Consider the following 12,287-nt stretch of genomic DNA (forward strand, 5'->3'; position numbering starts at 1 on the left):
GCCCGGCGGCCCACCCGGACCCGTGAGGCCCCGGCCCGCCGCCCCCCTACGCCAGCAGCGCCTTCACCTCGGCCCACTCCAGGTCCATCGGGGCGTACGCCTCGCGCGCGGTCGCCGTGTCCTTGTAGCCACTGGACGTGACGACGCAGACGACGGGACCGTCCGTCTCCCGGGGGCCGTGGGCGCGCAGGCTCGCGAGACCGGCCGCCGAGGAGACCTCGCACCACATCCCCTGCGCCGCCAACTCGGCCTGCGCGTCGTCCATCTGAGCATCCGTCACGGTACGGGCCGCTCCGCCGCTCGCGCGCAGTGCGACGACTCCCCGGTAGCCGCTGATCTCGCAGTCGATGGCGTACGCGGCGGTCGGTCCGACCGGGACGCGGGCGGTGTCCGCTCCGGTGCGCATCGCCTCGGTCAGGGCCCCGGCGGCGGCCGGCTCGGCGGCGTACACGCGGGGGACGGAACCCGTGACCCCGAGTCGGGCGAGTTCCTGGAAGCCCTTGGTGACACCGAAGAGCAACTCGCCGTATCCGGTGGGCAGATGGACGGCCGCCGGGGCGCGTCCGAGGTCGAGCGCGATCTCGTACGCGATCGTCTTGTAGCCCTCCGGGCCGAAGGGGTGCCCGGTGTGCGCGCTGTCCGTCACGCTGCTCACCGGCTGGTAGCCGAGCTCGTCGACGATCCGCCGCATCAGCGGGCGCACCGACGGACGCGGGGCGGTGAGCACGGTCGCGCCGTAGGCGCGCAGGTGGGAGGCGACCGCCGGCGGGGCGTCGGCCGACGCGAAGACCACGCACGGCAGGCCCGCGCGGGCCGCGTAGGCGGCGGCAGCGGCCCCGTGGTTGCCGGAGGACGACACGACGATGCCGCGCGCGCCGGACGCCACGGCGGCGCTCACCGCGACCCGGTTCAGCCGGTCCTTGTGGCTCCAGGTGGGGTTGCGCGACTCGTCCTTGATCCAGATGTCGTCGCCGAGCGGCACCAGCGGCGTGTTCCCCTCGCCGAGCCCCGGCGCGGCGAGCGGCGGGAGCAGCGGCGCCCAGCGCTCCAGGCCGTGCGCGGCGGGGCGGGTGAACAGGTCGCCCGGGACCTCGTCGTAGGCGTAGTCGATGTCGAGCGGGTACGCGACCTCGGCCGTGGAGGTCACCGGGCACCCGGCGGTCAGTGGCGGCCAGAGCGGGTGGTGTACGGAAGGGTCGAGCAGAGCGCGCTGGGTGGTGGCGAGGGAGGTCACGGCGTCCTTTCGTGCGGCAGGGGCGAGAGGCGGGGGCGTCCTGGGTGCGGCGGCCGGGCGCGGGCCTCAGCCCATCCTGCGCTGCAGTGCGGCGAGCGCGCCGGCACGGCGGCCCGGGACGTGGCGTCGCAGCTCGACGAGCGAGGGTCCGAGGGCGCGGGCCCTGGCCGGGTCCTGGATCTGCTCCCACTGGTGGTGGGCCCGGTCCACGGCTCCCTCGACGTCCGGCTCGTCGGGACCCTGCCGCAGACCGAGCCGGGCCTGCGCGGCGGCGATCCACAGCTCGCAGCTGCGCGCGGGCTCCCCCGCCAGCCGCGCGAGATCGGCCCGCACCTCCACCCAGTGCACCGCCTCCTGCGACCGGGGGCCGTACCGGCGCAGCGCCTCGCTCTCCCACGCCGCGGCCATGCCCGCGGCCTCCCCGTGCCGTCCGGCCATGGCGGCGGCCAGGATGGCGGGGTGCGGGTCGCCCCCGCTGCCGGGGCCCGGGGGGACGGGCGGCTGCGCCTGCCGCTGCGGGTGGGGCTGCGGCGCGGGGGCGAGGGGAGCCACCGGAGCGGGAGCCACGCATGGGGACACCACCGGGACGGGAGGCACGGCGGCGGGAGCCGGAGCGGCGGAGGCCGCGGGCACGGGAGCCACGGCGGCGGGAGCCGGAGCGACGGAGACCGCGGGGCCGGGAACGACAGGAGCGGGAGCCGGAGCGGCGGAGGTCGCGGGGCCGGGAACGAGGAGGGCGGGAGCCGGAGCCACGGAGGTCGCGGGGCCGGGAACCACGGGGGCCTCCGCGGGGGCCGCCGCCGTTCGCCGTTCCGTCAGGGCCGGGCCGCCCGTCCCCCCCAGCCGCCTGGTCGGCGGCGACTCGACGGCGGCCTCGCCAGGAGGCGCGACCGGCGCCGGCGGCACGCCCGGAGGCGCCGTCGCGACGGCCTGGTGCGGCTCGTCCACGGGCGGCGCGGGCGCGAGCAGGAACGCGTCCGCGACGGAGGCCGCCGCGACGGCCTCCGCGTGGAGGACCGGGAGCGGGGGCCGGGCGCCCGTGCGCCAGACCGTGGCCCAGTGCCGGAGGTACTCCGGGGTCGAGGGGGCACCCCGGCGCGGGAAGGGCGTCACATGGGCGAACAGCGCGACGGAGGAGCCCAGTTGCAGGACGTTCGGGTCGGCGGCGAGGCTCTGGAGGAGTTCGGGTTCGGCCGCCAGGTCGGCGATGACGGTGGTGGTGCCGGGCCGGCGCGGCGCCAGTTCGCCGGCGAGCCAGTGCCAGGGAAGTCCCGTGTAGCGCAGGGTCGTCGGGGTGGAGCGGGCGAGCGCGAGGTGCGGAAGCCGTTGACGGCGGTCGATGTGCAGCTGCCCCGCGAGACAGAGGGTGAGCGGGCCCGGGGTGGCGGCGGCGGCGCGCAGGCGGGTCAGGACGGTCTGCGGGTCCAACGGGTCCGCCAGTTCGACGACCGTCGCCATGTCCGTGCCCGTGAGGGCCCCGGCAGGCACCGCGGCCAGCGCGGGCAGCACGGAGGCCGCGTCCATCGCCCGGCCTCTTCCGGCCGGCGCGGCCGCCAGCAGGAGGGCCGTACCCACCGTGTTCACCTCGTCGCTCACCACACCAGCACCGTAACCCGAGTCGGTGTGGCCGAAATGCCGATGGGTACCGGTCGGTCACTTTGTGGGCCTTTGGCATATGCCAGAAGCACCACCGTATCGAGTGTTGCCATATCCCTTACGAGGTGTCCCGGCCTGTGGGAAAGTCGTAGCCGGGCTTCAACTTCATGACCTGGCCGTGCCGTGTGGTCCCAGTCGCCTGTATCGGAGTACGACATGCCGTCCCATCTGTTCGCGGACCGTCCCGCCCAGCCGCCCGAGCCCGGCACGGTGGACGCGCTGATCTCGCAGACGCGCCGGCTGCGCGGCGACGTGGACGCGGTCCGCAGGGACTCGGCCGTGGACGAGGACGACCCGCACAACCGGTGGCAGCGCGCCCTGTGCGACCTGGCCGTACACCAACTCGACGACCTCGGCGCGCACTTGGGTCAGCTGAAGACCGGCCTGCCGGTCGAGCACCCGGTCGACGCGCCCGCCGCGTACGCCGTGCCGGCCCCGCGGTCCGGCGGCTCGCTCCTCTCCCGGGTCGGCAGCGCCGAGTGGGATCTGCTCACCGACGACGTGCACTGGTCCGAGGAGCTCTTCCAGATCTTCGGCCGCCCGCAGGAGAGCGGCCCCCTGTCGCTCGACGAGCTGCCCTCGCTGGTCTTCGCCGAGGACCAGCCGCTGCTCCAGGCGATGGTGACGGACTGCCTGATCGACGGGAAGCCCATCGACGGCGAGTTCCGCATCGTCCGCAGCGACGGCCGGGTCCGCACGGTCCACATGACCGGCGAGCCCGTCCTCGACTCCGACGGCTGCACGGCCTCGATGTGGGCCGTCCTGCGGGACGTCAGCGAACTGCGGCGCAGCGAGCGCGCGGTCCGCGAGAGCCGTGACAGCCTCCAGCGGCACCGGCAGATCGAGCACACCGAGCGACGGGTCGCCGTCGAGCTCCAGGAGGCCGTGCTGCCGCCCTGGCGCGGCTCGCTCAGCTTCGCCCACGACGGGCAGGCCCCCCTCGACGTCGCCGGCCACTACCTGCCGGCCGCGTCGACCGGGCTCATCGGCGGCGACTGGTACGACGCCCTCGCGCTGCCGGACGGGGACGCCCTGCTGACGGTCGGCGACCTGACCGGGCACGGGGTGGCGGCGACCTCGTCGATGGCCATGCTGCTCGGCGCGCTGCGCGGCATGGCGGTGGCCGGGATCCGGCCCGGCGCGCTGATGGGACACCTCAACCAGCTCCTGGAGACCTCCGTCCAGCCCGCCCTGGGCAGCGCGATGTGCTGCCGCTACGACCCCACTTCCCAGGTCCTCACCTGGTCCCAGGCCGGGCACCCCGCCCCGCTGCTCTTCCGCGGCGGGACGGTGCGCACCCTGGCCAGGCCCGAGGGCGTGCTCCTCGGCGCGACGACCGGCGCCACGTACGAGGAGGCCGAGACCCCGCTGCTCCCCGGCGACGTGCTGCTGCTGCACACCGACGGTCTGACCCGCGCGGCGGGCGCCCTGGACGCCGACGACGGTACGCGGCGCCTGCTGGCCCTCGCTCCGCGGCTGGCGGCCGCGCGCGACGCGCAGGACTGCGTCCGGTCGGTGGTGGAGGAGTTCGGCGAGGGCCCGCGCGAGGACGACGCCTGCGTGATGGTCGTACGGGTCGGCCGGTAGCCCCGTCCCCGGGCTCCGACCCCGTATCCACGCACGCAGCACACCCGTATCCGCGCACACCTCGAACGACGCCCGGGACCGTCCTCAGGCATCAGTCGAAGGCATCAGTCGAGAGATGCACGCACGGGTGTCAGGAGCAGGCCGATCGGTCCGGCACGCCCCTCTCCGTACTCTCCCGTGATCCCCCGCACTTGCCCTCGTCCCCGGTCTCCCCGTAGCCCCCGACGACCCGGCGCCTCACACCTCCCCGGTTCTCGGCCGGTTGGCCGGCGCCTTCGGCAGCGCGATCTCGATCTCCTCGCGCAGGTCCTCGATCTTCGTGTAGCCCGCGTACTGGCCGGTGAGCCGGTACATCTCGCGCAGCCGGTCCCAGGTGCGGTGGGAGGAGGTGTCCCCCATCGACACCAGGGCGAGGCGCGCGTACCGGTCCGCCTGCTCGGGGTCGTCGGCGATGAAGCAGGCCGAGGCGAGCGAGATGTGGTCGAACAGCTTCGACCGGTCGTGACCGTTGCTGCGCAGCTCGATCGCCAGCTTCGCGTGACGCTTCGCGGGGACCGCGGCCGCCGGATCGTGCTCGGCCAGCGTGCGGTAGGCGAGCGCCTGCATGCCGTGCAGATCGGCCTCGTCGAAGTTCTGCATCCAGCTCGGCTTCTCCTCGCCCCGGTCGGAGACGAAGAGGTCCTCGGCCTCGCCGAGCGTGCGCCGCATCGCCTGACCGCGGCCCATCGACGCCTGCGCCCAGGCCTCGATGGTCTGGAACATGGCCTGCGTCCGGGGCAGCACCCGCTCCCCCGAGCCCGACTTGGCCAGCTTCATCAGGTCGAGGGCGTCGTCGGGGCGGCCCAGGTGCACCATCTGGCGGGCGGCGCGGGAGAGCGCCTCGCCGGCCCGCGGCCGGTCGCCGCCCTCGCGGGCCGCGTGCGCGGCGATCACGAAGTACTTCTGGGCGGTGGGCTCCAGGCCCACGTCATGGGACATCCAGCCGGCCAGGACGGCCAGGTTGGCGGCGACGCCCCACAGGCGCCGGTGGAGATGGTCGGGGTGGCGGTAGGCGAGCATCCCGCCCACCTCGTTGAGCTGACCCACCACCGCCTTGCGCTGGAGGCCTCCGCCCCGGGAGGCGTCCCAGGCCCGGAAGACCTCCACGGAGCGCTCCAGCGCGTCGATCTCCTCCGACCCGATGGGGGCCGCCTCGTAACGGTCGAACCCGGCGGGATCGGCGTAGAGGGGATCGACGGCGCGGGGGGTGGCGCCGGGTCGTGCGGGGTCGGTGTGGAGCCAGTCCTGCATGGCGTTGCTGAGTACGGAGCCGGCGGCGAGCGCGGCACCCGCGCCCACCAGGCCGCGTCGGTTGAGCATGAGGTCCATTCCCGTGAATTCGGTGAGGACCGCTGCCGTACGCTCGGGCGCCCAGGGCAGCCCGTCAGGGTTGTCGGTGTTCCTGACGTCCCGCCTCTTCCCGGCGCGCCCGTGTCGTACGAACCCGAGGTCCTCGATGGTCACGACACGGCCGAGTCGCTCGGTGAACAGCGCAGCCAGCACCCGGGGCACGGGATCGCGCGGGGTCTCCCCCATGTCGATCCAGCGCCGCACCCGCGAGGTGTCGGTCGACAGCTGGGGGTGGCCCATGGCCGCCGCCTGCCGGTTCACGAGTCTCGCGAGTTCGCCCTTGGACCAGCCGGCGAGGCCGAAGAGGTCCGCCAGGCGGGTGTTGGTCTGTCCGGTCACGTCTAAGCCCCCAGGTTCTCGGCTGAGTTGACAGTAACCCCCTGTCATAGGGCTGGCGACTATTCGCCAGGGTTCGCCAGGGTGCGCCCGATGTTCCGCCACCCGCGCCACGGTGTCAGGTAGGAAAGCGCCACCCCGCCCCGTCGACCGGCCCACATTTTCCCCAGGGTGCGGACCGTTCGGGCGGGCGGGGCGACGCACGCAACTCGTCGGCGCACGAAGGGATCTGTCTCCTCCATGTACACAGCATCGTCCTCCGTGACCGCCCCGCCCCGGCCGCTGCACCGCACCGTCCCGGCCGGCTCAGGACCGTACCTCGCCCCCGTTCCGCAGGGAGCGCCACGGCCGAGGCGCTGGGCCGGGAGCACCGTCCAGCCGCCCAGCGGGAGAATCGACCTGTCCGGCCCCCAGGGCGCGCAGCTGCGCATGGCGATCGCGTCCGTCCACCGGATCTGCCCCGAGTTCAACCCGGTCCAGGTGCTGCGACGCAGCGGCCGTTCCGTGCTGATCGTCGGGACGACCGGGCGGACCACAGCGGTCGCCAAGTGTTTACTGGACCATTCCCCCGCGTGGGTCGAGCGGTTCAGGCACGAGATAGCTTCCTACCGTTCCTTCGTCCGGCACCGTCCCCCGGTGCGCGCGCCGCGGCTGATCGCCGCGGACCCGGAGAACTGCACGCTGGTGATCGAGCGGATGCCCGGCCGGGCGGCGGCGCTGACCCGCCACCCCGTCGAGGCCCCGCCCCGCGCGGACGTACGGGCCGCGCTCGGAGCGGTCGCCCGGCTCAACGCCTGGCGCCCGCCGGCCGGGACCTTCGACGCCCCGCTCGACTACGGGGCCCGGATCGCCCGCTTCCACGAGCTCGGCCTCTTCACCGACCGTGACCGCGACGACCTGCAGAAGCTGCTGCACGGACTGGCCCAGGCGGGCGGGCGGCAGGGCATGGGGCAGTTCTGCCACGGGGACGCCCTGCTCTCCAACATCCTGCTCTCCCCGGCGGGACCGGTCTTCGTCGACTGGGAGCACGCCGGCTGGTACCTGCCCGGCTACGACCTGGCGACGCTCTGGGCGGTCCTCGGCGACGCCCCCCTGGCGCGACGGCAGATCAGCCAGCTGGCGCAGCAGGCGGGCACCGCCTCCCGGGACGCGTTCCTGGTCAACCTGATGATCGTGCTGACCCGTGAGATCCGCACGTACGAGACGGCGGTGCAGCGCACGATCAGGGAGGCGCCGCCGGCCGGCTCGGTCCCGGTGCCCGCCGGGGCCGTGTCGCCGGGCGAGGAGCAGCGGCTGCTGCTGCGCCGGCTGCACGACGACTGCGCCATGGCACGGCGGGCCGTGCGCGCGGCGGTCGGGACACGCTGAGGGGTTCCGACACGAGACGGGGGTGGCGCGCCGCGCGCCCGGTGCCGACACACCGGACGCGCGGCGCGTCGGCGTTCGTCCGGAACACGGGCCGGCACCCCCAATGGTCCAGTCCACTGACGCGTCGCAGGCGGGCGGGCCGCCCGCGCGAAACTCCTCTGACGTGCGAAATCGACCTGCTCGACGGGTGATTGACGGATGGTCCGGGAGCCGCTACCCCTGTACGGGACCGGTCCCGCACGACGCCCTGCCCTCGTGGTCCTCACCCGTTGCTGGAGGCTGCCTTGCCCCGTATCGCGTCCCCTGGGTCCCCCAGACGTGTTCCCCGGGCGGTGGGCGCCCTGGCGTCCGCGGCCCTGTTGTTCCCGATGCTGTCCGCCGCGCCGTCCGCGACCGCCGAGGAGCCGGCGGCCGGCGCGTTGCAGCGCCAGTTCGCGGCGGCGGCCGAGCGGTACGGCGTGCCGCGGAGCGTGCTGCTCGGCGTGTCCTACCTCCAGTCGCGGTGGGACGCCCACGCTGGCGCGCCGAGCGTGACCGGCGGCTACGGTCCGATGCACCTGACGGACGCGGTGACCGCGCTCGCCGACGCGCCGCACCACTCGGAGGGCGCGGAGGACGCGCGCGGCGACGACGCGCGGGCGCCCCGCGTCGGCCCTGTCACGACGGCCCCGACGGCGGCGGAGCTACCGCCCAGGTCGCGGACCCTGGAGCGGGCGGCGGAGCTGTCCGGACGGTCCGCCGAGGAGCTGCGGACCGGCACGGCGGCGAACATCGAGGGCGGTGCGGCGCTGCTGGCGGCGGCGCAGCGCGAGGCCGGTCTGCCGGCGAGCACCGATCCCGCCGAGTGGTACGGGGCGGTGGCGCGCTACTCCGGCGCCGACGACTCGGCGACGGCCGCGACCTACGCGGACGACGTGTACGACGTGATCCGGTCCGGTGCGTCGCGGACGACGGACAGCGGGCAGGTGGTGACGCTGGCGGCGGACCCGGCGGTCGCCCCTGCCACCGGCCAGGTGGCCGCGCTGGGCCTGCGCGCCCCCGCCCGGGGCGCGGCGGAGTGTCCGCGCACGGTGGCCTGCGAGTGGGTCCCTGCGCCGTACGAGGAGTTCGGCGACGGCGACTACGGCAACCACGACCTGGGGAACCGGCCCGCCTCGCAGTCGATCGACTACATCGTGATCCATGACACCGAGGCGAGCTGGGACACCACCCTGAAGCTGGTGCAGGACCCGACGTACGTCTCGTGGCAGTACTCGCTGCGTTCCTCGGACGGGCACGTCGCGCAGCACGTGGCGCTGAAGGACGTGGGCTGGCACGCGGGCAACTGGTTCGTGAACGCGAAGTCGGTGGGACTGGAGCACGAGGGCTTCCTCACGGCGCCGGACTCCTGGTACACGGAGGCGATGTACCGCAGCTCCGCGCGCCTGGTGAGGTACCTGGCGAAACGGTACGGCATCCCGCTGGACCGGCAGCACGTCCTGGGCCACGACAACGTGCCGGGCACGGTGACCTCGTCGATCCGCGGGATGCACACCGACCCGGGTCCCTACTGGGACTGGGCGCACTACTTCCGGCTGCTCGGCCGGCCGATCACGCCGAGCGCGGGTCCGGACGCGGGGGTGGTGACGATCCGTCCGGAGTACGCGGCGAACCAGCCCGTGTACACCGGGTGCGTGACGGCCGGTGAGGCGTGTGCGCCCCACGGGAGCGGGGCCGTGCGCCTCCACACCGCCCCGAGCGCCGACGCGCCGCTGGTGAAGGACATCGGGCTGCGCCCGGGTGGGCAGGACTCGACCGACGGGGTCAACGACACGGGCGCGCGGGCCTCGACGGGCCAGAGCTTCGCGGTCGCCGAGCGGCGGGGCGACTGGACGGCGGTCTGGTACCTGGGGCAGAAGGCGTGGTTCCACAATCCGAAGGAGCGGCGGACGGCGGTGAACGCGCGGGGTGCGGTCCTGACGCCGAAGGAGGGTCTGGCGTCGGTGCCGGTGTACGGGCGGGCCTATCCGGAGGCCTCGGCGTATCCGGCGGCCGTGCCGGTGCAGGCGGTGTCCCCGCTGCCGTACAAGCTGCTCGCCGGGCAGCGGTACGTGGTGGGCGGCCGTACCCCGGGCGAGTACTTCTTCGCTCCGACGTTCGACCCTGCGGGGCACGTGGTCGTGCGGGGTCAGGAGGAGTACTACGAGATCCAGTTCGGGCACCGGGTGGCCTTCGTGAAGGCCGCTGACGTGCGGATCTCCCGGGCCTGACGGCACCGCGGAGGACGCGCGCCAGGGGGTGCCGGCGGGCCGTGGCCCGACCGGCACCCCCTGGCGTTCATATGACTATTCCGGTGTTCGCGTGAACGTCCGGGCCGAGGGGTAATGCTCGGCCGGAAGACAGCCCCCGCTCACCGAGAGGCCTCCCTGGCATGGCTCAGCCCTTCGTTCTGCCGGATTTCTATGTCCCGTATCCGGCGCGGCTCAACCCCCATGTGGAGGTGGCCCGCACCCACACGCGGGACTGGGCACGGGAGATGGGGATGCTGGAGGGCTCCGGCGTCTGGGAGGAGGCGGACCTCCAGTCCCACGACTACGCGCTGCTGTGCTCCTACACCCACCCGGACTGCGACGCGGACGTGCTCTCCCTCGTCACCGACTGGTACACGTGGGTCTTCTTCTTCGACGACCACTTCCTGGAGATCTTCAAACGCTCCCAGGACCGGCTGGGCGCCAAGGCCTACCTCGACCGGCTGCCGCTGTTCATGCCCGCCGACCCCGTCGCGGGCATGCCCGAACCGACCAACCCGGTCGAGGCGGGTCTCGCCGACCTGTGGCGGCGGACCGTCCCCGCGATGTCGGAGGCCTGGCGGGCGCGGTTCGCGGAGGCCACCGAGCACCTGCTGTACGAGTCGCTGTGGGAGCTCGACAACATCAACGAGGGGCGGATCGCCAACCCCGTCGAGTACATCGAGATGCGCCGCAAGGTGGGCGGCGCGCCCTGGTCGGCGGGGCTCGTCGAGTACGCGGCGGGCGCCGAGGTCCCGGAGAAGGTGGCGCACTCCCGGCCGCTGCGCGTGCTGCGGGACACCTTCTCCGACGCCGTCCACCTGCGCAACGACCTCTTCTCGTACCAGCGCGAGGTGGAGGACGAGGGCGAGAACAGCAACGGTGTGCTCGTCCTGGAGAAGTTCCTCGGCTGCACGACGCAGCAGGCGGCGGACGCCGTCAACGACCTGCTGACCTCGCGGCTGCACCAGTTCGAGAACACCGCGCTCACCGAAGTGCCCGCGCTCTGCCTGGAGCAGGGGCTCGGTCCCGCCGAGGCCGCGGCCGTCGCCGCGTACACCAAGGGGCTGCAGGACTGGCAGTCCGGCGGCCACGAGTGGCACCTGCGCTCCAGCCGCTACATGAACGACGGCCTGGTCCAGGACGCGTCGCCGTTCGGGCGGCCGATCGGCACCGCCGCGCTCGACATCAGGAACCTCGTCGGCCCCCGCCAGACCGCGAGCCGGCTGCGGACGCTCACCCACCGGCCGCACCGGAGGGTCGAGCACCCGCTGCTGCCGGAGTTCGACCTGCCGTACCCGCTGGCCGTGAGCTTCCACCACCGGGAGGCGAAGCGGCGCTCGGAGGACTGGGCGGAGCGGATGGGGCTGCTCGACGAGCTCTGGGACCGGCCGCTGATGGAGGGCTTCGACCTCGCGCTGTGCTCGGCGGGGCTCGACCCGGACGCCACCCTGGAGGAGCTGGAGCTCAGCGCCCTGTGGCTGACCTGGGGCACCTACGCCGACGACTACTACACGTACGTCCTGGGGCGGCCGCGCGACCTCCTCGGCGGCAAGGAGCAGACCGACCGGCTCAAGTCCTGCATGCCCCTGGACGACCCCGCCGCCGGGATGACGCACGCGGCGAACCCGCTGGAGCGTTCGCTCGCCGACGTGTGGGCCCGTACGGCCGGGCCGATGGACGACGCGTCCCGGGCGCGGCTGCGGACGGCGCTCGACGCGATGATCGACAGCTGGATGTGGGAGCTGTTCAACACGGTCCAGCACCGGGTGCCCGACCCGGTCGACTACATCGAGATGCGCCGCAGCACCTTCGGCTCCGAGCTGACGATGCTGCTCTCGCGGCTGCGGCACGAGCAGACGCTGCCGCCCGAGCTCTTCCGCACGGGCACGGTGCGGGCCCTGGAGGGCTCCGTCATGGACTACGCCACGCTGCTGAACGACCTCTTCTCGTACCGGAAGGAGATCGAGGTCGAGGGCGATGTGCACAACGGCGTGCTGGTGCTGCAGACGTTCTTCGACTGCGACTACCCGACGGCGGTCGCGATGGTCGACGACCTGATGCGGGGCAGGCTGCGCCAGTACGAGCATGTGAAGCGGCACGAAGTACCGTTGCTCTACGCGGACTTCGAGCTCGACGCGGCGGGCCGGGCGGCCTTCCGGGCATATCTGCGGGAGTTGGAGGACTGGCTGGCCGGCATCCTCAACTGGCACCGGAACGTGCGGCGTTACGGGCCGGAGGACGCGCCCCCGAACAGCGCCGCGGTGCCGGCCCGGCGGAGTCCGGCGGGACTGGCCGGGCAGGCGGGACTGGCCGGGCCGACGGCGCTGGCGGGGCTGGCCGGGCCGACTGGTCCGGGGACCTCCGCGGCGCGGATCTCGGAGGTGTTCGGCGCGCTCGCGCCCTGAGGCCGACGGGCCCCCGGCGCTGTGCCGGGGGCCCGTCGGGGT

Annotated in this window: 7 protein-coding genes; 4 read left to right on the forward strand and 3 right to left on the reverse strand. The window is 73.9% G+C overall.

Annotation, left to right across the window (positions count from 1 at the left end):
* Positions 1 to 46: 46 nt before the first annotated feature.
* Both OG309_RS03195 and OG309_RS03200 read right to left on the reverse strand, forming a co-directional pair.
* Positions 47 to 1,234, reverse strand: coding sequence for a threonine synthase (locus tag OG309_RS03195; RefSeq protein ID WP_329418166.1), 1,188 nt, complete (start codon positions 1,232 to 1,234; stop codon positions 47 to 49).
* A gap of 66 nt (positions 1,235 to 1,300) precedes the next feature.
* A complete protein-coding gene (locus OG309_RS03200) occupies positions 1,301 to 2,833 on the reverse strand; it encodes a hypothetical protein (protein WP_329418167.1) in 1,533 nt (510 codons plus the stop codon).
* Between the two features lie 213 nt (positions 2,834 to 3,046).
* Here OG309_RS03200 and OG309_RS03205 point away from each other — a divergent pair, with 213 nt between their 5' ends.
* Positions 3,047 to 4,477 (forward strand): PP2C family protein-serine/threonine phosphatase, encoded by a 1,431-nt coding sequence (locus OG309_RS03205; RefSeq protein ID WP_329418168.1) that lies wholly within the window; start codon positions 3,047 to 3,049, stop codon positions 4,475 to 4,477.
* Between the two features lie 237 nt (positions 4,478 to 4,714).
* On the opposite strand, the gene OG309_RS03210 is transcribed toward OG309_RS03205, so the two are convergent.
* Positions 4,715 to 6,205, reverse strand: coding sequence for a DNA-binding protein NsdB (locus OG309_RS03210; RefSeq protein ID WP_329418169.1), 1,491 nt, complete (start codon positions 6,203 to 6,205; stop codon positions 4,715 to 4,717).
* A 237-nt stretch (positions 6,206 to 6,442) separates the two neighbouring features.
* On the opposite strand from OG309_RS03210, the gene OG309_RS03215 reads away from it, so the two are divergent.
* The 3 genes from OG309_RS03215 to OG309_RS03225 all read left to right on the forward strand — a co-directional run bounded on the left by OG309_RS03215 (position 6,443) and on the right by OG309_RS03225 (position 12,245).
* Positions 6,443 to 7,570: an aminoglycoside phosphotransferase family protein gene (locus OG309_RS03215; RefSeq protein WP_329418170.1), complete on the forward strand. Its 1,128-nt coding sequence runs from the start codon at positions 6,443 to 6,445 to the stop codon at positions 7,568 to 7,570.
* 368 nt (positions 7,571 to 7,938) lie between these two features.
* The gene (locus tag OG309_RS03220) at positions 7,939 to 9,819 is read left to right on the forward strand and encodes an N-acetylmuramoyl-L-alanine amidase (RefSeq protein ID WP_329418171.1); all 1,881 of its coding nucleotides are present in this window, start codon (positions 7,939 to 7,941) and stop codon (positions 9,817 to 9,819) included.
* A 161-nt stretch (positions 9,820 to 9,980) separates the two neighbouring features.
* Positions 9,981 to 12,245, forward strand: a complete 2,265-nt coding sequence (locus OG309_RS03225) for a terpene synthase family protein (protein WP_329418172.1) — start codon at positions 9,981 to 9,983, stop codon at positions 12,243 to 12,245.
* The last annotated feature ends 42 nt before the right edge of the window (positions 12,246 to 12,287 follow it).

This window comes from Streptomyces sp. NBC_01268, assembly GCF_036240795.1.
Taxonomy (GTDB): Bacteria; Actinomycetota; Actinomycetes; order Streptomycetales; family Streptomycetaceae; genus Streptomyces.